Origin of the sequence: Streptomyces liangshanensis, from assembly GCF_011694815.1 — a bacterium.
Taxonomy (GTDB): domain Bacteria; phylum Actinomycetota; class Actinomycetes; order Streptomycetales; family Streptomycetaceae; genus Streptomyces; species Streptomyces liangshanensis.
Window position 1 is genome coordinate 2,186,209 of the sequence record NZ_CP050177.1, and the last position, 22,729, is coordinate 2,208,937.

The following is a 22,729-nucleotide window of genomic DNA, read 5'->3' on the forward strand; positions in this document are numbered from 1 at the left end:
GAGAGCTACTCCACGCCGATGAGGAGGGGCGCGGACCGCCGGCCGCCCCGGTAGACGACGGTGTCGACGGCGAGGTGCCCTTCGCGTACGTGGGCCTCCAGGCGGTCGGCGAGGGCGTCGGGTACGTCCTCGCCGAGGACGAGCGTCACCAGTTCGCCGCCCGCGAGGAGCATCCGGGTGAGGACGGCCTCGGCGGTCGCGGCGAGATCGGCGCCGATCACGGCCACGTCGCCCTCGATCAGGCCCAGCACGTCCCCGGCCTGGCAGATGCCCGCCATGGTCCAGGACTGCCGTTCGGCGACGGCCAGTTCGGCGTAGCGGGTGGCACCGGCCGCCGAGGTCATGGCCACGACGTCCTCGTCGAAGCGGCGGTCGGGCTGGTGGACGGCGAGGGCGGCGATGCCCTGGACCGCGGCCCGGGTGGGGATGAGGGCGACCCGTACCCCTTCGGCGCGTGCCTGCTCGGCCGCCGCGGCGGCGGTGTGGCGCAGGGCCGCGTCGTTGGGGAGCAGCACCACCTCGCGGGCGTGCGCGCGCCGGATCGCCTCGACGAGTTCGCCGCTGGCGGGCGGCTCCCCGGGGCGGGCGAGCACGGTCGTGGCGCCCGCCTCGGCGCAGAGCCCGGCGAGGCCCTCGCCGGGGACGACGGCGACGACGGCCCGCTGGACCTGTTCCGGGGCCCGTTCCGCCGCGCCGAAGTGGGTGATCCGGATGCGGTACGGGCGTCCCGCCTCGACCCCCGCCTCCACGGCGGCCCCGGCGTCGTCGACGTGGACGTGCACGTTCCACAGGCCGTCGCCGCCGACGACGACCAGGGAGTCGCCCAGCCGGTCGAGGCGGGCGCGCAGCCGGGTCACGGCCTCGTCGCCGGCCTCCAGCAGGTAGATCACCTCGAAGGCGGGCCCGTCGTCGGCGTCGCGGCCCCCGTGCGCCGCGGAACCCGCGGTGCCGATGTCGGTCAGCTCCACGGGCCGCTCCCCCGGCCGCCGGGGCGCGGCGGTGAAGGCCGCGGGGGCCCGGCCCGTCAGGGCCTGGACGAGGGCGCCCAGGACGGCGAGGAGTCCGCGCCCGCCCGCGTCCACGACACCGGCGCGGTCGAGGACGGCGAGCTGTCCGGGGGTGGCGACGAGGGCCGTACGGGCCCCGGCGTGGGCGGCGCGGGCGGTGGCGGCCGTACCGGCGCGGGCCTGCTCGGCGGCGTCCGCGGCGGCCGAGGCCACGCTGAGGATCGTGCCCTCGACGGGGTGCGCGACGGCCTCCCTGGCGAGCCCGGCGGCCCGGCGCAGCGCCCGCGCGAGGTGCTCACCGCCCCCGGCGTCCGGGGCCGCGCCCCCGGCGGCGGGCGTCTCCCGCGTGCCGTCCGTCAGCACGTCGGCCATGCCGCGGAGCAACTGCGCGAGGATCGTGCCCGAGTTGCCCCGGGCGCCGATCAGCGCGCCGTGCGCCATGGCCCGTACGGCGTCCCCCGCCGCGGGGACGGACCCACCGGTCTCGTGCGCGGCGAAGACCGCCTCGACGGCCTGCGCCGCCGATTCGAGGGTCAGGTAGAGGTTGGTGCCGGTGTCGCCGTCCGCGACCGGGTAGACGTTGGTCGCGTCGATCTCCTCGCGCTCCCGCCCGAGGGCCTCCAGAGCCAGTGAGCACCAGCTCCGCACCGCTGCGGCGTCGAGGGTCTGCGGCACCGGGTGGTCCTCCTTGGGCGGCCTTCACGGCCTGGGCTGGCGGGCTGGACGCAGGGTAACCCCGGCGGCGCCCGGCACCCCCCAGGGGTCGGGGGCCCGGGCGGGGGCCGGGAGGGGGGCCGGGCAGGTCGTGGTAGTTTCGTTGTACCGAGGCAGCCGTTGTATGCTGCTCCGGTTGCCCGACGAGAGTCGGGGCATTCCCCCGGCAAGGCCACATCAATCACTTGATTCGGGCACGCCGGATTTCTCTGTACGTACATCTGAAGTCTTTGGAGTGACCCGTGGCTGCCAACTGCGACGTCTGCGGCAAGGGGCCGGGCTTCGGCAACAGCATTTCCCACTCGCACCGCCGTACGTCCCGTCGCTGGAACCCGAACATCCAGCGCGTGCGTGCCGTGGTCGGTCGGACGCCGAAGCGGCTCAATGTCTGCACATCGTGCATCAAGGCCGGCAAGGTCTCGCGCTGACGCCTGCGTCGTAGCGCAGCCCCTGCGGTTGCCTTGAAAAGCCGGTCCACCTCGGTGGGCCGGCTTTTTGCCGTGCGCGTACGGGTCTCCGGCACCCCGGCCTCACATCCCCCGGCGGAAGCGCCACGCGTGGTCCACCGGGCCGATGCCGGCGCCGAGCGGGAAGCCGTGCGCGATCGCCCCGGTGACGTACTCCTTGGCGGCGACCACGGCCTCCACCACCCCCTGCCCGTTCGCCAGTCCCGACGCGACGGCCGAGGCGAGGGTGCAGCCCGTCCCGTGCGTGTGGCCGTTGGGGTGGCGCGGGGCGCGCAGCCAGTGTTCCTCGGTCCCGTCGGTGAGCAGGTCGACGGCGTCGCCCGGCAGGTGTCCGCCCTTGACGAGCGCCCAGCGGGGCCCGAAGTCCAGGACGGCGTCCGCCGCCCGCCGCATGGACCGTTCGTCCGTCACCTGTACGCCGGTGAGCTGGGCCACCTCGTCCAGGTTGGGGGTGGCGACGGTGGCCGCCGGCAACAGCTTCGCGCGCACGCTGTCCAAGGCGGACTCGGCGAGGAGCGGGTCCCCGTGCTTGGAGACCCCGACCGGGTCCACGACCGCCGGGGCGTCCGTCGCGGCGAGCAGCTCCGCGACGGCCCCGACGAGTTCGGCCGAGGCGAGCATGCCGGTCTTCACGGCCTGGACGCCGATGTCGTCGGCCACGGCGCGGTACTGGGCCCGTACCGCCTCCACCGGCAGTTCCCACACCCCCCGCACCCCGAGGGAGTTCTGCGCCGTGACGGCGGTGAGCACGCTCATGCCGTGCACGCCGAACGCCAGCATGGTCTTCAGGTCGGCCTGGATGCCGGCGCCGCCGCCGGAGTCGGAACCGGCGACGGTCAGGACGCGGGCGGGCGCGGGCGCTGAGGGGCTCATGCGTCCGAATCTACTGCGCGTCCTCGATGTCCCCGAAGTGGTCCCAGCCGCCCTTGCTGGTCCAGGGCGCCCCGTCCACCGTCACCTGCGGCAGCGCGGACGGGTGGAGCACCTCGCCGATCACCTTCCAGCGGGCGGGGAGTTTCACGTCGGGCGGGAAGGTGGCCACGATCGCGTGGTCCTCTCCCCCGGTCAGCACCCACTGGAGCGGGTCGATCCCGACGGCCTGGCCGATGTCGTGCATCTGCTGGGGGATGTCGACCAGCCCGGACCGCAGGTCGATGCGGACCTTGCTGGCGTCCGCGATGTGCCCGAGGTCCGCGACGAGTCCGTCGCTGACGTCCGTCATGGCGGTGGCACCGAGCCCGGCCGCGGCGGGGCCCGCGTGGTACGGCGGTTCCGGCCGGCGATGGGCCTCCACGAAGGCGCGGGGCGAGCGGAAGCCGCGGGAGAGCACCGCGTGCCCGGCGGCCGACCAGCCCAACCAGCCGGTGTACGCGACCACATCGCCGGGCCGCGCGCCGGACCTGACGACCGCGTCGTGGCCGCGCAGGTCGCCGAGGGCCGTGATGGCGAGGGTGATGGTGTCGCCGCGCACGACGTCACCGCCGACCACGGCCGCGCCCGCGACCTGGCACTCGTCGCGGATGCCGTCCATCAGCTCGGTGGGCCAGGTGACCGGGAGTTCGGCCGGGACGACCAGGCCGAGCAGCAGCGCGGTGGGCACGGCGCCCATCGCGGCGATGTCGGCGAGGTTCTGCGCGGCGGCCTTGCGGCCGACGTCGTACGCCGTGGACCAGTCGCGGCGGAAGTGCCGGCCCTCCAGCAGAATGTCCGTACTCGCCACGACCCTGCGGTCGGGCGCGGCCACGACCGCGGCGTCGTCGCCCGGCCCCAGCCGGACCGCCGGGGTGGTGGTCAGCCGGGAGGTGAGCTCCCTGATGAGGCCGAACTCCCCCAACTCGCCCACGGTTCCCTTCACCGAGACTCCCCTCTCATCGCCGGCCGCGCCTGCGGTCGCGGGCCGTCACTGCTGTCGGTACCGTCAAGAGACACGTCAACCTACGTTTTCCGTACGCCACCCGGGAGCGCCACCGTGCCCCCGGGTCTCCCCGTGGCCCGCGACGACGCGATACCGTGGCGTCCCTTTCCCCCACATGATCCTCGTGGCCGCCCTGGAGGTTCCGTGGTACAGGCGTACATCCTTATCCAGACCGAGGTGGGCAAGGCGACCACCGTCGCCGAGACCATCGCCAAGCTCACAGGAGTGATACAGGCCGAGGACGTGACAGGCCCCTACGACGTGATCGTCCGCGCGCAGGCGGACACCGTCGACGAGCTGGGCCGCATGGTGGTCGCCAAGGTCCAGCAAGTGGACGGCATCACCCGCACCCTGACCTGCCCGGTCGTGCACCTGTAGCCCCCGTCTACGCTTGGCCGGTGACCGTTACCCGCCGCCGGCTCTCCCGCCGCAGGCTATCCGGCCGTCCGCTGCTGGTCGTGCCCGCCGTCGCCCTGTTCCTGGCCGCGGCGGGCTGCTCGTCCGCGGACGCGGGCTCCCCGGTCGCGGTCCCGAGCCCCGGCCCCGGGGAGGCGAAGCTGTGCGGTGCCCTGCACAAGGCGCTGCCCCGCACGCTGGGCGGGCTGGAGCGGGACGATCCCCGGCCGCGTTCCGAGCTGACCGCCGGGTGGGGGGACGACGCGATCGTACTGCGCTGCGGGGTCCCCCGCCCCAAGGAGATGGACGACCCCCAGGCGAACGCGGTGGACGCCGACGGCGTCAACTGGATGCTGGAACAGCTCGACTCGGGGGCGCGGTTCACGACCACGTACCGGAAGGCGTACGTGGAGGTCACCATGGGCCCGCGGTTCGCCAACGACGCGACCCCGCTGGCGGCGCTGGCGGCGCCGGTCGCGAGGACGGTCCCGAGCAGTCTCTGAGCGGTACGGCCCCGGCGGGGGGTCCCGCCGGGCCGCCGCGGCGGCTCAGCGCAGGCCGGTGGGGCGGCGCAGGGCCGCCTGGATGAGCAGGTCGACCAGTTCCGGGTAGCTCACCCCGGTCTCCTGCCACATGCGCGGGTACATCGAGATCGGCGTGAAGCCCGGCATCGTGTTGATCTCGTTGATGACGAACCCGCCGTCCTCGGTGAGGAAGAAGTCCGCGCGGACCAGCCCCTCGCAGGACGCCGCCTCGAACGCCTCGACGGCGAGCCGCCGTACCTCGGCGGTCTGCTCCTCGGTGAGGGGCGCGGGCACCAGCCCGGCGGCGGAGTCGATGTACTTCGCCTCGAAGTCGTAGAAGTCGTGGGCGGTGACGGGCGGGATCTCCGCCGGCACGCTGGCGCGCGGGCCGTCCTCGAACTCCAGTACCCCGCACTCGATCTCGCGGCCGCGCAGCAGCGACTCCACCAGGATCTTGGGGTCGTGGCGCTGGGCCTCGGCGATCGCGTCGTCGAGACCGGAGAGGTCGTCGACCTTGGTGATGCCCATGGAGGAGCCGGCGCGGGCGGGCTTCACGAACAGCGGCCAGCCGTGCTCGGCGGCGAAGTCCACGATCTTCTTGCGGGCGGCGGCGCCCTTGGCGCCCTCCGGGCCCTGCTCCCACTCGCGGGGGCGGATCACCACGTACGGGCCGACGGGCAGCCCGAAGGAGGTGAACACCCGCTTCATGTACTCCTTGTCCTGGCCGACGGCCGAGGCGAGGACACCCGCGCCGACGTACGGGACCCCGGAGAGCTCCAGCAGGCCCTGGAGCGTGCCGTCCTCCCCGTACGGGCCGTGCAGGACGGGGAAGACGACGTCGACCTCGCCCAGCGCCTTGGGCACGGAGCCCGGCTCGCTGTAGACGACCTCGCGGTTGGCCGGGTCCACGGAGAGGACCACCCCGCCGTCCAGCGACTCGGCGACGCCTTCGACGCTCGGCAGGACGCGGTCGGTGATGCTCATCCGCTCGGGCGCGTCCGCGGTGAGGGCCCAGCGGCCGTCCGTGGTGATGCCGATGGGCAGGACGTCGTACTTCGTACGGTCGATGGCGCGCAGGACGGCGCCGGCCGTGACCACCGAAATGCCGTGCTCGGAGCTACGGCCGCCGAAGACGACGGCCACGCGCGGCTTGCGGAGCTGCTGCTCAGGGCTCTGGGAGGAGTTCTCGCTGCTCATATCGCGATGAGCGTACCCGGTGGACAGCGCCTCGTCAGCGGCCGACCCGGTGGCATTCGGGCGCGGTGGCGCCGCGGCTCAGTGGCGTTCCGCCTTGGCGCTGCGCGACATCAGTTCCTTGAGCGCGACGAGCGGCGGCTTGCCGTTGTGGACGATGTCGACGACGGTCTCGGTGAGGGGCATCTCCACGCCGTGGCGCCGGGCCAGATCGAGCACGGACTCGCACGACTTGACGCCCTCGGCGGTCTGCCGGGTGACCGCGATCGTCTCCTGAAGGGTCATCCCGCGGCCCAGGTTGGTGCCGAAGGTGTGGTTGCGGGAGAGCGGCGAGGAGCAGGTGGCGATCAGGTCGCCCATGCCGGCCAGGCCGGAGAAGGTCTGCGGGTCCGCGCCCATGGAGAGCCCCAGGCGGGTGGTCTCGGCGAGGCCGCGGGTCATCAGCGAGGCCTTGGTGTTGTCGCCGAGTCCCATGCCGTCGGCGATGCCGACGGCGAGCCCGATCACGTTCTTGACGGCGCCGCCCAGTTCGCAGCCGACGACGTCGGTGTTGGTGTAGGGGCGGAAGTACGGGGTGTGGCAGGCGGTCTGGAGGCGGCGGGCGACGGCCTCGTCCCGGCACGCGACGACGGCCGCGGCGGGCATCCGGTCGGCGATCTCCTTGGCGAGGTTGGGCCCGGTGATCACCGCGACCCGCTCGGCGGGCGCCTTGGCGACCTCCCCGATCACCTCGCTCATCCGCTTGGCCGTGCCCAGTTCGATGCCCTTCATCATCGACACGAGCACCGTGTCGGAGGGCAGGACGGGCGCCCACCGGGCGAGGTTCTCGCGCAGGGTCTGGGAGGGCACGGTCAGGACGGTGAACTCGGCGCCGTCCGCGGCCTCGGCCGGGTCCGTCGTGGCCCGTACCCCCTCGGGGAGCACGAAGCCCGGCAGGTAGTCGGGGTTGGTGCGGGTGGTGTTGATGGCCTCGGCGACCTCGGGGCGGCGGGCCCAGAGGGTCACCTCGCACCCCGCGTCGGCGAGGATCATCGCGAACGCCGTGCCCCACGAACCCGCTGCGAATACGGCGACCCGCGTCACTTCGACTCCTCTTCCGCTTCCGCGGCCCTGCGCCGCTGTTCCGCCCTGGCCCTGCGCGGGTCGTACAACTCGGCGGGGACCGGCTCCCCGCGCAACTCGGCGAGCAGCTCCGTGATGGCCGCCATGATGACCTCGGTCGCCTCGCGCAGCACCTCGGGGGTGGCCTCCTGGCCCTCGAACCGCGAGAGGTCGACGGGCGGGCCGGCGAGGACCCGCAGCGTCTTGCGCGGGAAGAGCCGTACGGGCCGCTCCTTGGCGTACGGCGGCAGCGCCAGGTGGGAGCCCCACTGGGCGACGGGGATGACCGGGGCCTTGGTCAGCAGGGCGACGCGGGCCGCGCCGCTCTTGCCGGCCATGGGCCACAGGTCGGGGTCGCGGGTGAGGGTGCCCTCGGGGTAGAACACCACACACTCGCCCTGCTCGATCGCGTGCACGGCGGCCCGGAACGCGTTCAGGGCGTTGGTGCTCTCGCGGTAGACGGGGATCTGGCCGGTACCGCGGAGCATCATGCCGACGAACGATCCCTTGAAGAGCCCGGCCTTCGCCAGGAATCGCGGGACGCGACCGGTGTTGTACTGGAAGTGACCGTACGACAGAGGGTCGAGATACGAATTGTGGTTGACCGCGGTGATGAATCCGCCCTCGGCCGGAATGTGCTCCGTGCCCTGCCAGTCCCGCTTGAACAGAACGATCAGCGGGGGTTTTGCGATGACGGCCGCCAGGCGGTACCAGAAGCCGATTCTGCGGCGGGACACTCGTGACACCTTCCTCTTCGGGAGCCGGATCGCGATCCGGCGGCCCGGGGCCAAGTCTCGCCCCGGGGTTGCGCTCTGTCGAGAACACCGTACGCCCCGGCCCGGGGAGCGGGCCTGCGAGCCGGACACGGCCGGGCAACAATAGGGGGCCGGTACACGCAGATCCGCGTCCGGCACACACGGAGGGAGAGTTCGCCACGGACACCGACCCGACCGCCCGCTGGTCCCTGGTCGTCCCGCTCAAGCCGCTCAGGCTGGCCAAGAGCAGGCTCGCCGGGGCCATGGGAAGCGCCCTGCGCCCCCGGCTGGCCCTGGCGTTCGCACAGGACACGGTGGCCGCCGCGCTGGCCTGTCCGGCCGTGCGGGACGTCGTGGTCGTCACGGACGATCCGACGGCGGGGGCGGAGCTGGCCGCGCTGGGGGCGCGCGTGGTGCCGGACGCGCCGGCCGCCGGTCTCAACGCGGCGCTGGCGCACGGGGCCGCGGTGGTGCGCGCCGCCGACCCGCGGGCGCCGGTGGCGGCACTGAACGCGGATCTGCCGGCGCTGCGGCCCGCGGAGCTGGCCCGGGTGCTGGGGGCCGCGCGGGCCTTTCCGCGGGCATTTCTGGCGGACGCGGCCGGAATCGGCACGACTTTGCTGGCGGCGGCCCCGGGAGCGGAATTGAATCCGGCTTTCGGCGGTCCTTCCCGGGCCCGGCATTTGTCGTCGGGCGCCGTGGAAATTCCGCTGACCGGGGTGGATTCCGTACGGCGGGACGTCGACACCGGGGCCGACCTGCTGGCCGCCGCGGAGCTGGGGCTCGGCCCTCGGACGGCCGCGCGGTACGCCGACCGCTACGCTGCGGGCATGCAGGCGACCGCGTACACGTACGAGTCAGAGACCCGCAGCGGGAGTGTGCTGCTGGACGACGGCACCCCGGTGGAGTTCGACGCCCCGGCCTTCGACGCGGGCGGCCTGCGGCTGCTGCGGCCGGGCCAGCGGGTGCGGATCGAGACCGAGGGCGAGGGCCCCGCCCGGCGCATCACCCTGGTGACGCTCCAGACCTTCTGAGCGGGCGGCGCGGTCCCGCGGCCCACGCCCTTCCGGACGGTCCCGTACAACGCCGCGGGCCGGGCTCCCCGAGGGGAGCCCGGCCCGGCGCGTGAGTCGCCCTGTTGTTCGCTTACTTCCCCCTGGCGGCGGTCTTCTTCGCGGTGGTGGTGCGGGACGCGGCCTTCCTCGCCGGCGCCTTCTTGGCGGTCGCCTTCTTGGCGGGCGCGGTCTTCTTGGCGGTCGTCTTCTTGGCGGCGGTCTTCGCCGCCGACGACGTGGTCTTCTTCGCCGTGGTCTTCTTCGCGGCGCTGGTCTTCTTCGCGGTGGTCTTCTTGGCGACCGTCCGCTTGGCCGCCGTCTTGGCGGTCGTGGCCTTCTTGGCGGTGGCCTTCTTGGCCGCGGCCTTCACCGTCGTACGGGTGGAAGCACCGCCCGAGAGGCTGCCCTTGGGGGCCTTCTTGACGGCCACGTCGTTCTTGGGGAGCTTCTTCGAGCCGCTGACCAGGTCCTTGAAGCCCTGACCCGCGCGGAAGCGCGGCACCGAGGTCTTCTTGACCCGCACCCGCTCACCCGTCTGCGGGTTACGCGCGTAACGCGCCGGGCGGTCGACCTTCTCGAACGAGCCGAAGCCGGTGACCGAGACCCGGTCGCCTGCGACGACCGCGCGGACGATCGCGTCGAGTACCGCGTCGACCGAGTCCGCGGCCTGCTGGCGGCCGCCGACCTTGTCCGCAATCGCTTCTACGAGCTGCGCCTTGTTCACGTCTTCCCCTTCGGAGACATTGCCAGAACGAAAGTGTTCAAGCTTTTTCGCACGTTAGGCAGATATATACCGCAAATCAAACACGAAACGGGCTAATCACCCTAGTGCCGCAACGAAGTCGGCCCGGCGGAGTTCCGCACGGGTCAGTCGCCTTCCGGAAATCGACCCTCGTCGAGGTCCTTCGTGAAGCGGTCCAGACGCCTTGCCGCATCCGGGAGATCGTGCTTCGCCGCAGCCGTGATGACCAGCAGCTTCCGGGTGAGCGCCATGCGTACGCCCTCCGGGACTTGCAGTCCACGCACCCTTGCGTGTGCCTCTTTCAGTTGTTCGGCGACGAACCCGTAAAGCTTGAGTTGGTTGTCGCGTTCCATGCACCGATTGTGCCATCTGGGGCGAGTTGTCGCCCGACGGGGTCTCAACAAGCAACTGCACCCCCTGCCCGGAGGCAGGGGGTGCAGTAGGGGAAAAGCGCTGATCAGGCGGTAATGGTGCGTGGTTTGAAGGACGGCCTGGAGGCCTCGTAGGAGGCGATGTCGCCTTCGTTCTGAAGGGTGAGGCTGATGTCGTCGAGCCCGTTCAGCAACCGCCAGCGGGCGTTCTCGTCAAGGTCGAAATCAGCCGTCAGCACTGCTCCATCGGGGGAGCCGGCCCGCACCTGGCGCTGCTCCAGGTCCACGGTGACCTCCGTCGTGGGGTCCTTCTCCACGAGCTCCTGGAGGGCGTCCACCACGGACTGGTCCAGAACCACGGTCAGCAGACCGTTCTTGAGCGAGTTGCCCCGGAAGATGTCGGCGAACCGGGAGGAGACGACGGCCTTGAAACCGTAGTTCTGCAACGCCCAGACGGCGTGTTCGCGGGAGGATCCGGTGCCGAAGTCGGGTCCGGCGACCAGGACGGTGCCCCCGGCGTACTCGGACCGGTTGAGCACGAACTCGGGATCCTTGCGCCAGGCCTCGAAGAGCCCGTCCTCGAACCCGTCCCTGGTGACCTTCTTGAGCCAGTGGGCGGGGATGATCTGGTCGGTGTCCACGTTGCTGCGGCGCAGCGGCACGGCCCGGCCGGTGTGGGTGGTGAAGGCTTCCATGGTTATCGCGCTCCAGCGGGCGTACGGGCGGCGTCGGCGTCGGACAGGTCGGCGGGCGAGGCCAGATGGCCCAGTACGGCGGTGGCGGCGGCGACCTGCGGGGAGACCAGGTGCGTGCGGCCGCCCTTGCCCTGCCTGCCCTCGAAGTTGCGGTTGGAGGTGGACGCGGAGCGCTCGCCGGGCGCGAGTTGGTCGGGGTTCATGCCCAGGCACATCGAGCAACCCGCGTGCCGCCATTCGGCTCCCGCGCCGGTGAAGACCTTGTCCAGGCCCTCGGCGACGGCCTGGAGCGCGACCCGTACCGAACCGGGCACGACCAGCATCCGTACGCCGTCGGCGACTTTGCGGCCTTCCAGGATCGAGGCCGCGGAGCGGAGGTCCTCGATGCGCCCGTTGGTGCACGAACCTACGAAGACGGTGTCGACCTTGATGTCGCGCAGCGCCTGTCCCGCGGTCAACCCCATGTACTCCAGGGCCTTTTCGGCGGCGTGCCGCTCCGAAGCGTCCTCGTACGAAGCCGGGTCGGGGACGTGCGAGGTGAGCGGCGCGCCCTGCCCGGGGTTGGTGCCCCAGGTGACGAACGGGGCCAGTTCGGCGGCCTCGATGAAGACCTCGGCGTCGAAGACGGCGTCGTCGTCGGTGCGCAGCGTCTCCCAGTACGCGACGGCGGCATCCCAGTCGGCGCCCTCGGGGGCGTGGTCGCGGCCCTTGAGGTAGTCGAAGGTGGTGGCGTCGGGGGCGATCATGCCCGCCCGGGCGCCGGCCTCGATCGACATGTTGCAGATGGTCATCCGGGCCTCCATCGAGAGTTTCTCGATGGCGGAGCCCCGGTATTCGAGGATGTAGCCCTGGCCGCCGCCGGTGCCGATCCTGGCGATGATGGCGAGGATCAGGTCCTTGGCGGTGACCTCGGGGGGCAGTTCGCCCTCGACCGTGATGGCCATGGTCTTGGGCCGGGCGAGCGGCAGGGTCTGGGTGGCGAGGACGTGCTCGACCTGGCTGGTGCCGATGCCGAACGCGAGCGCGCCGAACGCGCCGTGCGTGGAGGTGTGGCTGTCGCCGCAGACCACGGTGGTGCCGGGCTGGGTCAGCCCCAGCTGGGGGCCGACGACGTGCACGACGCCCTGCTCGACGTCGCCGAGGGGGTGCAGCCGTACGCCGAAGTCCGCGCAGTTCTTGCGGAGCGTCTCCAACTGCACGCGGGAGACCGGGTCGGCGATCGGCTTGTCGATGTCGAGGGTGGGAGTGTTGTGGTCCTCGGTCGCGATGGTGAGGTCGAGCCGCCTGACCTGCCGGCCGCCGAGGCGGAGGCCGTCGAAGGCCTGCGGGCTGGTCACCTCGTGCAGCAGGTGCAGATCGATGTAGAGAAGATCGGGCTCGCCCTCCGCGCGCCGGACGACATGATCGTCCCAGACCTTCTCCGCGAGTGTCCTACCCATCGCTTTCCCTCCGGCCGGCGGAGCGCCGGCACATTTCGAGACGTGGGCCCGCGTCCGTACCCCTTCGTGCCGGACGCCGGCGGGGACCCGTGGTCCGCGGGCCTGTACCTACAGGTTGGCAAAGACCCTGGGAAAAGGAACTTGCGTTTCACAGAGTGAGACGCGAGTATCGTTGCATGGACAACTCTAGCGGCGTCGGCGTTCTCGACAAGGCTGCTCTCGTACTGAGCGCCCTGGAGTCCGGTCCGGCCACCCTCGCCGGGCTGGTCGCGGCGACCGGGCTCGCTCGACCCACGGCCCACCGGCTGGCCGTGGCTCTGGAACACCACCGGATGGTGGCGAGGGACATGCAGGGCCGGTTCATCCTCGGCCCGCGGCTGGCCGAGCTGGCCGCGGCGGCCGGCGAGGACCGGCTGCTGGCGACGGCGGGGCCCGTCCTCACGCACCTGCGGGACGTGACGGGCGAGAGCGCCCAGCTCTACCGGCGGCAGGGTGACATGCGGATCTGCGTGGCCGCCGCCGAGCGGCTGTCGGGGCTGCGGGACACGGTCCCGGTCGGCTCGACGCTCACGATGAAGGCGGGCTCCTCGGCCCAGATCCTGATGGCGTGGGAGGAGCCGGAGCGGCTGCACCGGGGTCTCCAGGGCGCCCGCTTCACGGCGACGGCGCTGTCCGGGGTACGGCGCAGGGGCTGGGCCCAGTCGATCGGCGAGCGCGAGCCCGGGGTGGCCTCGGTGTCGGCGCCGGTCCGGGGTCCGTCGAACCGGGTGGTCGCGGCGGTCTCGGTGTCGGGGCCGATCGAGCGGCTCACCCGCCACCCGGGCCGGATGCACGCGCAGGCCGTGATCGACGCGGCGGGCCGGCTGAGCGAGGCGCTGCGGCGGACGAGCTGAGAAGGCGGGGCACGGAAAAGGCCCTCCCCGTCGGGGAGGGCCTTCTCGGATACGTACCCCCGACCGGATTCGAACCGGCGCTACTGCCGTGAGAGGGCAGCGTGCTAGGCCGCTACACAACGGGGGCGAGGATCCAGAGGATCCAGCTGGGCTACCAGGACTCGAACCTAGAATAACGGTACCAGAAACCGTTGTGTTGCCAATTACACCATAGCCCATGGTGACTTACGTATTACCGTACCCCCGACCGGATTCGAACCGGCGCTACTGCCGTGAGAGGGCAGCGTGCTAGGCCGCTACACAACGGGGGCCTTAGCGATCCAGCGTCGACGCGTCCGGGTGCGACCCGAAAGCGTCGGAGAGAAGGATCTGTACCCCCGACCGGATTCGAACCGGCGCTACTGCCGTGAGAGGGCAGCGTGCTAGGCCGCTACACAACGGGGGCATTGCAGAATGGTGTCTGCGCTGGGCTACCAGGACTCGAACCTAGACTAACGGAACCAGAAACCGTCGTGCTGCCAATTACACCATAGCCCACCAAAACTCAACCCCCTGACGGGGGTTCGCTTGGCTTGCGTCTCCCGGCCGGGCCTTTCGGCCTTCCCGGGCGGCGCAGGAAGAACATTACCCGACAGCGGGCAGCGCTCCAAAACGAGTATCGGCGGGGGCGGGCCCAGGAGCCGGACGGGCCGCGAAGCCCGTCCGGCGATCCGGAACCGTGTCCGCCTGCGGCTACGCCCCCGCCGTCAGCTTCGACAGCGCCGCGTCGACCCGCGCGAGCGTCCGCTCGCGGCCCAGCAGCTCCAGCGACTCGAAGAGCGGCAGGCCGACCGTACGGCCGGTGACCGCGACCCGGACCGGCGCCTGCGCCTTGCCCAGCTTGAGGCCGTGCTCCTCGCCGGCCGCCAGGACCGCGTTCTTGAGCGCCTCGGCGGTCCACTCCGACGCGGCGATGTGCGTACGGGCGGTCGCCAGCAGCGCGTCCGCGCCCGGCTTCATCGCCTTCTCCCAGGACGCCTGGTCCTCCACCGGCTCGTCCAGGAAGAGGAAGTCGACGTTGGCCGTGATGTCCGAGAGGACCGTCAGCCGGGTCTGGGCCAGCGGCGCCAGCTCCTCGAAGGCCGCCGCGTCGAAGGCCTCGGGGGCCCACGGGGCGTGCGGGGCGCGCAGCCAGGGGCCGCAGGCCTCGGTGAACGTCTTCACGTCCAGCATCCTGAGGTGGTCCCCGTTGACCGACTCGGCCTTCTTGAGGTCGAAGCGCGCCGGGTTGGCGTTGACGTCCGCGATGTCGAACGCGGCGACCATCTCGTCCATGGAGAAGATGTCGCGGTCCGGGGCGAGCGACCAGCCCAGCAGCGAGAGGTAGTTGAGCAGCCCCTCGGGCAGGAAACCGCGCTCGCGGTAGAGGTTGAGGGACGCCTGCGGGTCGCGCTTGGAGAGCTTCTTGTTGCCCTCCCCCATCACGTACGGGAGGTGCCCGAACGCCGGGACGTCCTTCGCCACGCCCAGCTCGATCAGCGCCCGGTAGAGGGCGATCTGGCGCGGGGTGGAGGACAGCAGGTCCTCGCCGCGCAGGACGTGCGTGATCTCCATCAGCGCGTCGTCGATCGGGTTGACGAGCGTGTAGAGCGGGGCGCCGTTGGCGCGGACGATGCCGTAGTCCGGGACGTTCTCCGGGGTGAAGGTCAGCTCGCCGCGGACGAGGTCCGTGAAGGTGATCGGCTCGTCGGGCATCCGGAAGCGCACGATGTGCGTCCGGCCCTCGGCCTCGTACGCCGCCTTCCGCTCGGCGCTCAGGTCCCGGCAGTGGCCGTCGTACCCGGACGGCCTGCCCGCCGCGCGGGCCGCCGCGCGGCGCTCGTCCAGCTCCTCGGTGGTGCAGTAGCAGGGGTACGCGTGCCCCGCGGCGAGCAGCTTCTCCGCGATGTCGCGGTAGAGGTCCATCCGCTGGGACTGGCGGTACGGGGCATGGGGGCCGCCGGTCTCCGGGCCCTCGTCCCAGTCGAGCCCGAGCCAGCGCAGCGAGTCGAGCAGCGCCTCGTACGACTCCTCGGAGTCGCGCGCCGCGTCGGTGTCCTCGATGCGCAGGACCAGGGTGCCGCCGGTGTGGCGGGCGTACGCCCAGTTGAAGAGGGCGGTGCGGACCAGGCCCACGTGCGGGTTGCCGGTCGGCGAGGGACAGAAACGAACACGGACGGGGCCGTTAACCACGCTTGATCACCCTGTTGGTGAGAGTGCCGATGCCTTCGATGGAGACGGCGACCTCGTCGCCGACGCTGAGGGGGCCGACCCCGGCAGGGGTGCCCGTGAGGATGACGTCTCCGGGGAGCAGCGTCATGGCCTCGGTGATGTGGACGACCAGGTCCTCGATGGACCGGATCATCTCGCTCGTACGGCCGAGCTGGCGCTGTTCGCCGTTGACCGTGCACTGGATCGTGAGGTCGGACGGGTCGAGCGCGGTCTCCACCCAGGGGCCGAGCGGGCAGGAGGTGTCGAAGCCCTTGGCGCGGGCCCACTGCTTCTCGGTCCGCTGCGTGTCCCGGGCGGTGACGTCGTTGGCGCAGGTGTAGCCGAAGATGACGTCCTTGACGCGCTCGCGCGGGACCTCACGGCACAACCGGCCGATCACGACGGCCAGTTCGGCCTCGTAGTGCACGTCGTTCGAGAAGGAGGGGTACTCGATGGCATCGCCCGAGCCGATCACGGAGGTGGTGGGCTTGAAGAACGCCACCGGTACCTCGGGGACCTCGTTGCCCAGCTCCGCGGCGTGCTCCGCGTAGTTGCGGCCGATGGCCACGACCTTGTTGGGGAGCACGGGCGGCAGCAGCCGCACCTTGCTCAGCGGCACCTTGGTGCCGGAGAGCTCGAAGTCGGTGTACGGAATGCCCCTGATGATGTCGAGGACGAGGCCGGCGGGGTCGCCGCCGTCGCCCTCGACCGCGCCGAAGGCGACATTGCCGTCGATGGAGAATCTGGCGATGCGCACGGGTGCTGTCGCCCCTCACTGTCACTTGCTGGCCTGCTGGAGACTGACACTCCAGGCTAGCCGGTGCGGGGTGGCGCGCTCGCGTACGACCGCCGGGGCCGCGGGGCCCCGGGGTCCCGGCGCGGGCCGGGGCCGTACCCCTTACGAGGCCGGCTCGGCCTCGGGAACCTTGTAGGGCGCCGGTGCGTCCATCAGGATCGTACGGCGCGGGTTGGCCGTGCGGTTCGGGAGAGTGACGGGGTGTTCCGGGCGCTCCGTGGGTACCAGGCCCGTGGCGTCCTTCAGGTGCGCCAGGGTGGTGCGCCGGGGATTGGCGGTGTTGCGGAACAGCATCGTCGTCTTCATCTGTGTGTTCAGACCCTGTCGCGTGTTCGAGCGCCGGAGCGCCGGTGTCGGATGTGCCGTCCCAGTAAAGCGCGGGACCGAGGAGGGGATTCCCCGGCGGAGCGGGGATGCTTCAGCGATCTCCCTGTGAGTTTGCTCACGAACGGGCGGACATCACGGGCATTCCGGGCGGCGGTCCAAGGTCATCGAAACGGACATTGCCTCACTGAACGTTGCATTCCGCTGCTGATCATCAGGACTGGGACACCCCCCACCCGTAAGCAGCGTGTCTGCAATCGCCCCTTTCCTCCGTGAACCCTTTCTACGGCTTGTGACACCCCGCTCACCCGCTGTCATACAGGTCACAGCCCGGTACGCGGCCCTTGTTGGAGGTCCTGCACTGTGCTGGAATTCCCCCCACCGCCGCGGGTTTCAAGCCGGCGCGCAGGGGCGCAACGCAGCGCCGCGTGGCGGTGGGGAAGGGGTAAAGCGCCGGTCACTCAAGACCACCATGGGGAGCGTTCTGCGCCCCACGACGCCGACACCGTCCTGCCGTTTCGCGGTTGGGACGCCTGGTCCAGAGGTTGCGACGCTAGTGCAGGGACGTTTCAAGAGGGATAGCAGCGCTGCGGCGGAGCAAGAGCCCCGCAGTGGAACCGACCGCGGTGCCTCGCCCCAGCACACCCAGAACCCGGGCCAGGCACCGACGGGCGAGAGCGGCCCGCGTGCCGCGCGCCCCGGGGCGGCACCGGCCGGCGACGGGAAGACGGCCGCGCCGAAACCCGTGGGGCCGACCGACGCCGGCTCACGAATACTTTTGCGCAACTGGCGCATCAGTACCCGCCTGGTCGCTCTGCTGACCCTCCCGGTGGTCGCGGCGACCACCCTGGGCGGGCTGCGGATCAACGAGTCCTTGAACGAGATCCAGCAGCTGGAGCACATGCAGCTGCTGACAAAGATGACCAAGGAAGCGACCAACCTCGCGGCCCAGCTCCAGGCGGAGCGGGACGAGTCGGCGGGTCCGCTGACCAACGGCGCGACCGCTTCCGACTTCAAGGTGCAGGACCGCCGGACGAAGACGGACCGGGCGAAGAAGGCCTTCCTCGACGCCACCGTCGACATCGGCAACACCGACGGCGACGAGGCGCTGGAGTCGATCCGCTCCAACGTCAACCAGATCGCCACGCAGGTCAACCAGATCAACAAGATCCGCCAGGGCGCCTACCAGTCCAAGGGCGCCGACTCGCTCACCGTGGACGCCTACAGCGGACTGATCGAGTCCCTGCTGAGCCTGTCGCAGGACATGGCGCAGGCGACCAGCAACCCGGACATGATCAAGCGGACCCGCGCGCTGGCCGCGTTCTCGTCCGCCAAGGAGTACGCCTCCATCCAGCGGGCCATCATCGCCGCCGCTCTCCCCGCCGACCCGAAGAAGGACGGCACGCTGAGCGAGAACGACCGTCTCTACGGTCAGAACGCGCTCACCAAGGAGAAGAACGCCCTCACGTCCTTCAACTCGCTGTACGAGTCGATGGGCGGCAACGCCGAAGAGCTGACCGCACCGCTCAACGGCCAGGGCAACCCCGAGATCCAGGCCGCCGAGAAGTACGCGGACCGCGTCCTCGGACAGCCGGACGGCCTCAAGAACGAGCCCCACCGCTCGTACCTGGACTGGACCGACCAGGCCTCGACCCGCATCAACGCGATGAAGACCATCGAGGCCACGCTGCTCGGCGAGATGGAGGGCAAGGCCCGCGAACTGCGCGACCAGGCCCAGCGCGACGCGTACATCAACGGTGCGCTGATCCTGCTCGTCCTCGGGGTCTCGCTCGTCGGCGCCTTCGTGGTGGCCCGCGCGATGATCCGCTCGCTGCGGCGCCTCCAGGACACCGCCACCCGGGTCGCCCAGGACCGCCTGCCCGAGCTGGTCAAGGCCCTGTCCGAGTCGGACCCGCAGGACGTCGACACCTCCGTCGAGTCCGTCGGTGTCCACTCCAGGGACGAGATCGGCCAGGTCGCCGCGGCCTTCGACGACGTGCACCGCGAGGCCGTCCGCCTCGCCGCCGAGCAGGCCCTCCTGCGAGGCAACGTCAACGCGATGTTCACCAACCTCTCGCGCCGCAGCCAGGGCCTCATCCAGCGCCAGCTCTCGCTCATCTCCGAGCTGGAGTCGCGCGAGGCCGACCCGGACCAGCTGTCCTCGCTGTTCAAGCTGGACCACCTCGCGACCCGTATGCGCCGTAACGGTGAGAACCTCCTCGTCCTCGCCGGTGAGGAGCCGGGCCGCCGCTGGACCCGGCCCGTCCCCCTGGTCGACGTGCTCCGCGCCGCCGCCTCCGAGGTGGAGCAGTACGAGCGCATCGAACTGTCCTCGGTCCCCGCGACCGAGGTCGCCGGACGCGTCGTCAACGACCTCGTGCACCTGCTCGCCGAGCTGCTGGAGAACGCGACGTCGTTCTCCTCGCCGCAGACGAAGGTCCGGGTCACCGGTCACGCCCTGCCCGACGGCCGCGTGCTGGTCGAGATCCACGACACCGGCATCGGCCTCTCCCCCGAAGACCTCGCGGCGATCAACGAGCGGCTCGCGTCGCCGCCCACCGTGGACGTCTCGGTCTCGCGCCGCATGGGTCTGTTCGTGGTCGGCCGCCTGTCCCTGCGACACGGCATCCGGATCCAGCTGCGCCCCTCCGACTCCGGCGGTACGACCGCGCTGGTCATGCTCCCGGTCGACGTCGCCCAGGGCGGCAAGAAGGGCCCGGTCGGCAAGCCCGGCATGAACGTCGGCGGCCAGAACGGCCAGGCCCCGGTGGCCGGCCGGCCGCCCGCGGGACCCGGCCTCACCGCCGGTCCCGGCGGCGCCCCCGCTCCCGGTCTCACCGCGGGTCCCGGTTCGCCGCCGCCCGGCCGGATCGCCGCGGGCACCCCGCGCGGCCAGGTCGGCGCCGGGTCGGGCCCGCGTGCCGCGCTCCCCGGCCGCGACGGCGGGCAGGGCGGCCCCCAGGGCGGTGCGCCCCAGAACCAGCAGCGCCAGGGCTCGGCCCGTACCGGCCAGAACGGCCAGGCGGACCAGAACGGCCAGAACAGCCAGACCGGTCAGCACAGCGTCTTCGGCGGCCAGAACACGTTCGCGGGCCAGGGCCAGGGTCAAGGACCGGGCCAGGGCCAGAACCCCGGACAGGGCCGTAACGACGGACCCGGCGCGCCGAACGGACAGCCCGGCCAGAACGGATTCAGCGGCCACGCCCAGAACGCCTTCCAGCAGGGCGGCGCACCCGAGCGGAGCCGGCAGCTGCCGCCTCCCGGTGGTCCGCGCGCCGAGCTGCCGGGCGGGAACCCGCAGCCGCAGAACCGCCAGCAGCGCCCCGAGACCACCAGCTGGGGCACCGGGCAGCAGCCCGCGCAGGACGCCCCGCGCGGTCACGAGGAGCACGAGAACACCGGTCAGTACGCCCGGCCCCAGGTCCTGCCGCAGAACGCCGGCGCCACCTCCGAGTTCCCGCGGCCCGACTTCGACGCGCCGCGCCCCGGCCTCGACAACAACCGCCGGGGCGGGGCCCCGCAGCCGCAGGACGCGGCCGCGACGGCCCAGTTCCCGCGGCCCGACTTCAACGCGCCCCCGCCCAGCGGCTACCAGCCCGACTACAGCGCCCAGCAGGGCGGCTACCAGCAGGGTTACGGCAACGGCCAGCAGCAGGACTACGCCGCGCCGCCCGCCTACGCCCCGCAGCAGGACTTCAACGCCCCGCGCCCCCCGGCTCCCTCCGCGGCGCCGGGCGCGCAGGGCCGCGGCCCCGGGCAGTTCGACCAGTACGGCCAGCCGCTCAACGGGCGGGGCGGTCAGGACGGACCGGGTTACGGCGCCCCGCGCCAGCCCAGCCTGCCGCCGCAGCCCCAGCACGAGGCGCTGCCGCCGGCCGGTCCCGGTGACGGCCGCACCCCGCTGTTCGACAACCTGGAGACCAATTGGTTCCACGGTCAGCAGCCGGGTGGACAGCAGCAGCCGCCCCAGCAGCCCCCGGCGCCGGTCGTCCCGCAGCACCAGGCCCCGGCCCCGCTGCCGCCGGCTCCCCGGCGCGAGCCGATGCCGCAGCGCGAGCCCGGTGCCGGTCTGATGGGCGCGGGCGCGCCGAGCGGCAACGGTTTCGGCGGCAACGGCTCCAGCAGCCCGGCCACCAACGGCTCGGGAGCCAACGGCTCCAGTGCCACCTCCTCCTGGCGCACGTCACCCAACGACGAGCTGGTACGCCAGGCAGAACGGGTCAAAAAGCCCCAGGCGGGCGGTATCACCACTTCAGGTCTGCCCCGCCGGGTGCCGCGCGCCAACCTGGTGCCCGGTACCGCGCAGGAACAGAACAACCAGGCCGGTCCGCAGGTTTCCCGTGCGCCGGCAGACGTACGCGGCCGACTGACCAATCTTCGCCGGGGTATTCAGCAGGGTCGCCAGGCGGGCACAGCCGGTCCGGCGAACAACAGCTTCAACCTCGGCCCCTCTCACCAGCAGGAGCGTTAGTTGAGTCCGATGAGTCAGGCCGCTCAGAATCTGAACTGGTTGATCACCAACTTCGTGGACAACACCCCTGGGGTGTCCCACACGGTGGTGGTCTCCGCGGACGGACTTCTGCTGGCCATGTCCGAGGGCTTCCCCCGCGACCGAGCCGATCAGCTCGCGGCCGTGGCGTCCGGGCTGACCTCGCTGACCGCGGGGGCGTCCCGGATCTTCGAAGGCGGCCCGGTCAACCAGACCGTGGTGGAGATGGAGCGCGGCTTCCTCTTCCTGATGTCCGTCTCCGACGGTTCCTCCCTGGCCGTGCTCGCCCACCCCGAGTGCGACATCGGCCTGGTGGGGTACGAGATGGCCCTCCTGGTCGACCGCGCCGGTACGGTCCTCACCCCGGACCTGCGCGCCGAGCTCCAAGGAAGTCTGTTGCACTGAGGCTTCGGCACCGCCGCCACCAGCTCCAACACCGTCAGGCCGCCCAACCGGCCCCCCACCGGCCAAGTCAGACGGCACGCAGACATCTTGCTGTCACGCCCGGAGGATTCATGACCCCGCCACCCGCCTCTCACGATCCGTACGGCGCCTCAGTCGACGCGTCGTACGGACCTGAGGGCGATCAGCCGCTGGTACGCCCGTACGCCATGACCGGCGGACGGACCCGGCCGCGGTACCAGCTCGCCATCGAGGCGCTGGTCAGTACGACAGCAGACCCCGCTCATCTCGCCACCCTGCTCCCCGAGCACCAGCGGATCTGCCACCTCTGCCGTGAGGTCAAGTCGGTGGCCGAGGTGTCGGCACTGCTGACGATGCCGCTCGGCGTCGCGCGGATCCTCGTAGCGGACCTGGCGGAAGCCGGCATGGTGGCCATCCACCAGCCGGGCAACGGAGAGGCCGGCGGCGCGCCGGATGTGACACTGCTCGAAAGGGTGCTCAGTGGACTTCGGAAGCTCTAGCGGCGGAGGAGCAGCCCGCTCAACCACCAGCGCGAAGATCGTGGTGGCGGGCGGCTTCGGCGTGGGCAAGACCACGTTCGTCGGCGCCGTCTCGGAGATCAACCCGCTGCGTACCGAGGCCGTCATGACCAGCGCCTCAGCCGGCATCGACGACCTCACCCACACCGGAGACAAGACCACCACCACCGTGGCCATGGACTTCGGCCGCATCACCCTCGACCAGGACCTCATCCTCTACCTCTTCGGCACCCCCGGACAGGACCGCTTCTGGTTCATGTGGGACGACCTCGTCCGCGGCGCCATCGGCGCCGTCGTCCTCGTCGACACCCGCCGCCTCGCCGACTGCTTCCCCGCCGTCGACTACTTCGAGAACTCAGGACTCCCCTTCGTCATCGCCCTCAACGGCTTCGACGGACACCAGCCCTACACCCCCGACGAAGTACGCGAAGCACTCCAGATCGGCCCCGACACCCCCATCATCACCACCGACGCCCGCCACCGCGCCGACGCCAAGAGCGGACTCATCACCCTCGTCGAACACGCACTCATGGCACGACTCAAGTAGACGCCCGGCTACGGCAGTTGCCGTAGCCCGCGCGGGGCGCGGGCTGTGTCGTCGGACACGGCCCGCGGCTTCCTTCATAACGTTTAGACAGAGAATTGACGGGCTGCGGACACCCGACGCACTCAACTGGTACCA

General features: G+C 71.5%; 21 protein-coding genes, 5 tRNA genes and 1 pseudogene. 9 read left to right on the plus strand and 18 right to left on the minus strand.

The window, feature by feature from the left end:
- Nucleotides 1-5 precede the first annotated feature (5 nt).
- Nucleotides 6-1,682 carry a DAK2 domain-containing protein gene (locus HA039_RS09190; RefSeq protein WP_167026519.1) on the minus strand — a complete coding sequence of 559 codons (1,677 nt, stop codon included), beginning with the start codon at nucleotides 1,680-1,682 and terminating at the stop codon, nucleotides 6-8.
- Between the two features lie 281 nt (nucleotides 1,683-1,963).
- Here HA039_RS09190 and rpmB point away from each other — a divergent pair, with 281 nt between their 5' ends.
- A complete protein-coding gene (gene rpmB / locus HA039_RS09195) occupies nucleotides 1,964-2,149 on the plus strand; it encodes a 50S ribosomal protein L28 (protein ID WP_078877327.1) in 186 nt (61 codons plus the stop codon).
- 102 nt (nucleotides 2,150-2,251) lie between these two features.
- Here the strand turns inward: rpmB and thiD are convergent, their stop codons facing one another.
- Together thiD and HA039_RS09205 are read right to left on the minus strand one after the other, a co-directional pair.
- The gene (gene thiD, locus HA039_RS09200; RefSeq protein WP_167026522.1) at nucleotides 2,252-3,061 is read right to left on the minus strand and encodes a bifunctional hydroxymethylpyrimidine kinase/phosphomethylpyrimidine kinase; all 810 of its coding nucleotides are present in this window, start codon (nucleotides 3,059-3,061) and stop codon (nucleotides 2,252-2,254) included.
- A gap of 10 nt (nucleotides 3,062-3,071) precedes the next feature.
- Complete coding sequence (locus tag HA039_RS09205; RefSeq protein ID WP_167026524.1) at nucleotides 3,072-4,043, minus strand: thiamine-phosphate kinase; 972 nt, start codon at nucleotides 4,041-4,043, stop codon at nucleotides 3,072-3,074.
- A gap of 204 nt (nucleotides 4,044-4,247) precedes the next feature.
- Between HA039_RS09205 and HA039_RS09210 the strand changes: the two genes are divergently transcribed.
- Both HA039_RS09210 and HA039_RS09215 read left to right on the plus strand, forming a co-directional pair.
- Entirely contained in the window at nucleotides 4,248-4,481 is a 234-nt protein-coding gene (locus tag HA039_RS09210; protein WP_161309489.1) for an Lrp/AsnC ligand binding domain-containing protein, read from the plus strand.
- Between the two features lie 20 nt (nucleotides 4,482-4,501).
- The gene (locus HA039_RS09215; RefSeq protein ID WP_425086323.1) at nucleotides 4,502-5,002 is read left to right on the plus strand and encodes a DUF3515 domain-containing protein; all 501 of its coding nucleotides are present in this window, start codon (nucleotides 4,502-4,504) and stop codon (nucleotides 5,000-5,002) included.
- Between the two features lie 45 nt (nucleotides 5,003-5,047).
- Here the strand turns inward: HA039_RS09215 and HA039_RS09220 are convergent, their stop codons facing one another.
- The 3 genes from HA039_RS09220 to HA039_RS09230 form a co-directional block, all read right to left on the minus strand.
- Nucleotides 5,048-6,220: a D-alanine--D-alanine ligase family protein gene (locus tag HA039_RS09220; protein WP_167026527.1), complete on the minus strand. Its 1,173-nt coding sequence runs from the start codon at nucleotides 6,218-6,220 to the stop codon at nucleotides 5,048-5,050.
- Between the two features lie 78 nt (nucleotides 6,221-6,298).
- Complete coding sequence (locus HA039_RS09225; RefSeq protein WP_167026530.1) at nucleotides 6,299-7,300, minus strand: NAD(P)H-dependent glycerol-3-phosphate dehydrogenase; 1,002 nt, start codon at nucleotides 7,298-7,300, stop codon at nucleotides 6,299-6,301.
- Entirely contained in the window at nucleotides 7,297-8,055 is a 759-nt protein-coding gene (locus HA039_RS09230; RefSeq protein WP_167026533.1) for a lysophospholipid acyltransferase family protein, read from the minus strand. Before HA039_RS09230 ends, HA039_RS09225 begins: the two co-directional genes overlap by 4 nt.
- A 227-nt stretch (nucleotides 8,056-8,282) precedes the next feature.
- Here HA039_RS09230 and cofC point away from each other — a divergent pair.
- Nucleotides 8,283-8,885, plus strand: a pseudogene (gene cofC / locus HA039_RS09235) (2-phospho-L-lactate guanylyltransferase); the annotation flags it as partial.
- A 334-nt stretch (nucleotides 8,886-9,219) separates the two neighbouring features.
- Here cofC and HA039_RS09240 read toward each other — a convergent pair.
- From HA039_RS09240 to leuC, 4 genes are all read right to left on the minus strand, one after another.
- Nucleotides 9,220-9,852, minus strand: a complete 633-nt coding sequence (locus HA039_RS09240; RefSeq protein WP_167026536.1) for an HU family DNA-binding protein — start codon at nucleotides 9,850-9,852, stop codon at nucleotides 9,220-9,222.
- A 143-nt stretch (nucleotides 9,853-9,995) separates the two neighbouring features.
- A complete protein-coding gene (locus HA039_RS09245) occupies nucleotides 9,996-10,223 on the minus strand; it encodes an SCO5555 family protein (RefSeq protein ID WP_167026539.1) in 228 nt (75 codons plus the stop codon).
- A 104-nt stretch (nucleotides 10,224-10,327) separates the two neighbouring features.
- A complete protein-coding gene (gene leuD / locus HA039_RS09250) occupies nucleotides 10,328-10,936 on the minus strand; it encodes a 3-isopropylmalate dehydratase small subunit (protein ID WP_167026541.1) in 609 nt (202 codons plus the stop codon).
- A 2-nt stretch (nucleotides 10,937-10,938) separates the two neighbouring features.
- The gene (gene leuC / locus HA039_RS09255; RefSeq protein WP_167026544.1) at nucleotides 10,939-12,375 is read right to left on the minus strand and encodes a 3-isopropylmalate dehydratase large subunit; all 1,437 of its coding nucleotides are present in this window, start codon (nucleotides 12,373-12,375) and stop codon (nucleotides 10,939-10,941) included.
- A gap of 176 nt (nucleotides 12,376-12,551) precedes the next feature.
- Here leuC and ndgR point away from each other — a divergent pair, with 176 nt between their 5' ends.
- Nucleotides 12,552-13,268 (plus strand): IclR family transcriptional regulator NdgR, encoded by a 717-nt coding sequence (gene ndgR, locus HA039_RS09260; RefSeq protein ID WP_030361934.1) that lies wholly within the window; start codon nucleotides 12,552-12,554, stop codon nucleotides 13,266-13,268.
- Between the two features lie 54 nt (nucleotides 13,269-13,322).
- Here the strand turns inward: ndgR and HA039_RS09265 are convergent.
- The 8 genes from HA039_RS09265 to HA039_RS09300 all read right to left on the minus strand — a co-directional run bounded on the left by HA039_RS09265 (nucleotide 13,323) and on the right by HA039_RS09300 (nucleotide 16,599).
- Nucleotides 13,323-13,395, minus strand: a tRNA-Glu gene (locus tag HA039_RS09265).
- Between the two features lie 19 nt (nucleotides 13,396-13,414).
- Nucleotides 13,415-13,486: transfer RNA gene (locus tag HA039_RS09270), tRNA-Gln, on the minus strand.
- Nucleotides 13,487-13,506: 20 nt separating this feature from the next.
- Nucleotides 13,507-13,579 (minus strand) — tRNA-Glu (locus tag HA039_RS09275).
- Between the two features lie 61 nt (nucleotides 13,580-13,640).
- Nucleotides 13,641-13,713: transfer RNA gene (locus HA039_RS09280), tRNA-Glu, on the minus strand.
- 20 nt (nucleotides 13,714-13,733) lie between these two features.
- Nucleotides 13,734-13,805: transfer RNA gene (locus HA039_RS09285), tRNA-Gln, on the minus strand.
- Between the two features lie 195 nt (nucleotides 13,806-14,000).
- Nucleotides 14,001-15,479, minus strand: coding sequence for a glutamate--tRNA ligase (gltX, locus tag HA039_RS09290; protein WP_167026547.1), 1,479 nt, complete (start codon nucleotides 15,477-15,479; stop codon nucleotides 14,001-14,003).
- On the minus strand, nucleotides 15,472-16,254 hold the full coding sequence (locus HA039_RS09295) for a fumarylacetoacetate hydrolase family protein (RefSeq protein ID WP_167026550.1): 783 nt from the start codon (nucleotides 16,252-16,254) through the stop codon (nucleotides 15,472-15,474). Before HA039_RS09295 ends, gltX begins: the two co-directional genes overlap by 8 nt.
- 141 nt (nucleotides 16,255-16,395) lie before the next feature.
- Nucleotides 16,396-16,599, minus strand: a complete 204-nt coding sequence (locus HA039_RS09300; RefSeq protein ID WP_167026553.1) for a hypothetical protein — start codon at nucleotides 16,597-16,599, stop codon at nucleotides 16,396-16,398.
- Between the two features lie 574 nt (nucleotides 16,600-17,173).
- Here HA039_RS09300 and HA039_RS09305 point away from each other — a divergent pair.
- The 4 genes from HA039_RS09305 (at nucleotide 17,174) to HA039_RS09320 (ending at nucleotide 22,594) form a co-directional block, all read left to right on the plus strand.
- The gene (locus HA039_RS09305) at nucleotides 17,174-21,088 is read left to right on the plus strand and encodes a sensor histidine kinase (protein WP_167026556.1); all 3,915 of its coding nucleotides are present in this window, start codon (nucleotides 17,174-17,176) and stop codon (nucleotides 21,086-21,088) included.
- Nucleotides 21,089-21,097: 9 nt separating this feature from the next.
- A complete protein-coding gene (locus HA039_RS09310) occupies nucleotides 21,098-21,511 on the plus strand; it encodes a roadblock/LC7 domain-containing protein (protein WP_030351794.1) in 414 nt (137 codons plus the stop codon).
- 110 nt (nucleotides 21,512-21,621) lie between these two features.
- Nucleotides 21,622-22,029, plus strand: coding sequence for a DUF742 domain-containing protein (locus HA039_RS09315; RefSeq protein ID WP_167026559.1), 408 nt, complete (start codon nucleotides 21,622-21,624; stop codon nucleotides 22,027-22,029).
- Nucleotides 22,010-22,594, plus strand: coding sequence for a GTP-binding protein (locus tag HA039_RS09320; protein WP_167026562.1), 585 nt, complete (start codon nucleotides 22,010-22,012; stop codon nucleotides 22,592-22,594). The genes HA039_RS09315 and HA039_RS09320 overlap by 20 nt, the downstream gene beginning before the upstream one ends.
- Nucleotides 22,595-22,729 lie beyond the last annotated feature (135 nt).

Coding starts and splice junctions, on each gene's coding strand:
- HA039_RS09220 (WP_167026527.1), bottom strand. CDS start 6,220: ATGAGCAGCGAGAACTCCTCCCAGAGCCCTGAGCAGCAGCTCCGCAAG.
- ndgR (WP_030361934.1), top strand. CDS start 12,552: ATGGACAACTCTAGCGGCGTCGGCGTTCTCGACAAGGCTGCTCTCGTA.
- leuD (WP_167026541.1), bottom strand. CDS start 10,936: ATGGAAGCCTTCACCACCCACACCGGCCGGGCCGTGCCGCTGCGCCGC.
- HA039_RS09300 (WP_167026553.1), bottom strand. CDS start 16,599: ATGAAGACGACGATGCTGTTCCGCAACACCGCCAATCCCCGGCGCACC.
- leuC (WP_167026544.1), bottom strand. CDS start 12,375: ATGGGTAGGACACTCGCGGAGAAGGTCTGGGACGATCATGTCGTCCGG.
- HA039_RS09245 (WP_167026539.1), bottom strand. CDS start 10,223: ATGGAACGCGACAACCAACTCAAGCTTTACGGGTTCGTCGCCGAACAA.
- HA039_RS09315 (WP_167026559.1), top strand. CDS start 21,622: ATGACCCCGCCACCCGCCTCTCACGATCCGTACGGCGCCTCAGTCGAC.
- HA039_RS09310 (WP_030351794.1), top strand. CDS start 21,098: ATGAGTCAGGCCGCTCAGAATCTGAACTGGTTGATCACCAACTTCGTG.
- thiD (WP_167026522.1), bottom strand. CDS start 3,061: ATGAGCCCCTCAGCGCCCGCGCCCGCCCGCGTCCTGACCGTCGCCGGT.